The following is a 2,189-nucleotide window of genomic DNA, read 5'->3' as shown; positions in this document are numbered from 1 at the left end:
TGGCTAGCACCAAATTAGGAATGATTAAAAGTGCAAATAAGTAAATTCGATACAAAACTTTTCCTTGGCAACTAACGACAAGCTAAGCGGCGCGCGTTGTTTGCGCGTCCTTGCTTGAGCGCCTTGTTAAATACCGTTGTGCGCACCAGCTCAAAATAATAGGTACAAGAACGGACAAAATTAAACCATACCATGCCCCAAAATCCCCAAGGTAATTTCCAGTGCCTTTAACAAATGGAGATAAAAGATACCAATATGTTAAATGTGACAAAACACAAAATATACTCCACAAAAGTAACTTGTTTCTTGGTAGCAAAAGACCAACCAAAACAATAGCCAATGAGCCACCAATTACAGCTAACGTTAGATTAGTAATGCGGTCTAGTTGTATGCCAGAGTAGAATATTGACATCATAATTAAGTTGAATGATATCGGGTAGATTGGGCTTAGTATTAAAAGTCGCAATTTCAACGAATACTTTAATTTCACCGAATCTGTCCTTAGGTATTTAACGCATTGCCAAGGGGCAAATGCGAACGTTGTTGAGCGAAGCCCAGTGAGTATTTGTCCCAGCCGCGCTTTTTGCGGCGAACTTTGGCAACTTGTTATGCATCGCCTACACCACTAGTTTTCTTTAAATATTCAATAAGTTCATCCAACTTATCAGTATGCGTAGAAATATAAACTTTCCCATGATTACCTGCATCAGCAACTATTGCTTCGATACCATTATTGCTAAAGGGATAAAATTGAGAAATAGAATTTATAGGAATGCTTTTTTTAAAGTACCAATAGTTTCGACCAATTAAATTACCGTCTTTAATTTCAATTGCAGCAAACTTAATCATAAAAGAAATTAAAAAGGCAAAGAAAGCGGAAAAAGCGATTATTCCAAGTAAAAACAATGGTAATTGAGCAAGAGAGATATGTTCAAAGGTTTTCTCAACACTCATGTCATTCTTAAAAAAGCGAACAACAAAAATAAAAGCAACGGGTATAGAGATCGCCAAACTCATAAACTTCGTTAGTTTTTTCCAAAGATTTTTCCATAAAACTTTATATTTCACTAAAACTCCAATAATGCATAACGCCCGCATAACGGGCAATAACACGTAGGATAAAATTGGAGCGAAGCGACTGAGCCTAAGTGTTATTGTCCCAGCGAGCTTGTGAACGAGTTTATGCGTTTGTTAGCTGCAGGCTACTCGATTTTATAAATCTCCACACTGCCAACTTTTTTACCTTCTGCAGTGCCTCCATGATGATGGTACGGACGACGAAAAAAGAACTCTACGTTGGTATTTTTTGTGATAAAAGCATATTCAATTTTTGCACGTTTAAACGTAGAAATCGCAGCCGTTATTGCCGCCTCATATGAGTCATAGACCTGATCATCTTTTTGAAGATTTCCACTTTGTCGAATAACTCGTAACAGGTATTTACCTCCACTTTGAAGTGTGGCTGTAGCTATCAGCTGGTCCAAGTTCACAACGCTATCATCATTTGGATCGTCGAGTTGTCGTTCTTGCTTAGAGATTACCGCCCGAGCAATTACTGCCATAATTACAGCAAGTGTCAATCCCACAATTGTATTAGTTTGCTCATCCATGTTTCACCAGCAGCTAACGCTTTGCCAAGGGGCAAATGCGAACGTTGTTGGAAGCCCTGTGAGTGTTTGTCCCAGCCGCGCTTTTTGCGGCGAACTTTGGCAACTTGTTAGGCGCTACAGTATGGTACGTAGTATTTACCCTTTATATCAATAGGCTTAATACTGCCAGAATCACGCTTATTTAAGTAATTTTCGTAGTGTTTGCCAAGAGACATACGGCCAAATCCCTCAGGGTCACCAAATTCACCTTTTTTGTTTGTGCATAAACAAAACAGACTACTACCTTTTATATCGTGTTCTTTTCCCTCATACCACACATGGTATTGGAGGTTGTTTCCATCAAAGCCTTTTACAGATTTGAGAACATCAATTGATATAAGGTAATGTGAATAACCAAATTTCTCATTTCCTTTATACTCAATTTTTTCGAAATTCGTAATCTCTCCCTCCACAACAACATCTGCGGATTGAAAACAATGCTGATAATTACGTTCCCAAAAGTCTGATCTTCCCCCAATTTCATAGACACTCAGCTTGCCATTGAAAACAACTTTTCATATTCATCAGGTGATACATGAC

The 2,189-nt window shown here is 38.4% G+C and carries 3 protein-coding genes; all 3 read right to left on the bottom strand.

The genetic code is table 11. The features are described 5' to 3' along the window. Positions 1-606 precede the first annotated feature (606 nt). A complete protein-coding gene (locus ACEN2L_RS20670; protein WP_441745965.1) occupies positions 607-1,068 on the bottom strand; it encodes a hypothetical protein in 462 nt (153 codons plus the stop codon). Positions 1,069-1,202: 134 nt separating this feature from the next. Beyond that, positions 1,203-1,610 (bottom strand): hypothetical protein, encoded by a 408-nt coding sequence (locus ACEN2L_RS20665; protein ID WP_441745964.1) that lies wholly within the window; start codon positions 1,608-1,610, stop codon positions 1,203-1,205. 107 nt (positions 1,611-1,717) lie between these two features. Beyond that, positions 1,718-2,062 (bottom strand): hypothetical protein, encoded by a 345-nt coding sequence (locus ACEN2L_RS20660; RefSeq protein ID WP_441745963.1) that lies wholly within the window; start codon positions 2,060-2,062, stop codon positions 1,718-1,720. Positions 2,063-2,189 lie beyond the last annotated feature (127 nt).

Origin of the sequence: Flavobacterium sp. W21_SRS_FM6 (assembly GCF_052119645.1) — a bacterium.
In the GTDB taxonomy this organism is placed as follows: Bacteria; Pseudomonadota; Gammaproteobacteria; order Enterobacterales; family Alteromonadaceae; genus Paraglaciecola.
Note: the sequence above shows the minus strand (reverse complement) of the source record. Positions and strands in the feature narration are given on the sequence as shown.